This is a genomic window from Bradyrhizobium cosmicum (assembly GCF_032290525.1).
GTDB classification, from domain to species: Bacteria; Pseudomonadota; Alphaproteobacteria; order Rhizobiales; family Xanthobacteraceae; genus Bradyrhizobium; species Bradyrhizobium cosmicum_A.
In genome coordinates this window covers 1-248 of the sequence record NZ_JASXTA010000453.1, presented here as the reverse complement: position 1 = coordinate 248, position 248 = coordinate 1, and the positions used below count along the sequence as shown (strand labels likewise).

Sequence of the window (248 nt, the reverse complement as noted above, 5' to 3'; positions counted from 1 at the left end):
AATCAAGACAGTATCTATTTGCAAAAAACCCAAGACGGTATGGTCGCTGTGGTATGTGATGGGGCAGGATCGGCAAAATTTAGCCAAGCGGGCGCAACGTTTTTTAGTCAATCGATTGGCAAAATGCTGCTCAGTTGCAGGGGCATTGCGTTTGATTTGGTGCAAGTCAAACAGCAAATTATCGAGCAATTATCACAAATACGCCTTGACTTGCAGTCACAGCTGCCTGCTGAATTGAGCCTAAGAGA

General features: G+C 45.2%; 1 protein-coding gene. It reads left to right on the top strand.

Going from position 1 to position 248, the window contains the following annotated elements; translation table 11 throughout:
• The coding region (locus QSV46_RS40525) for a protein phosphatase 2C domain-containing protein (RefSeq protein WP_314964338.1) at nt 1-248 on the top strand (248 nt) is incomplete at both ends.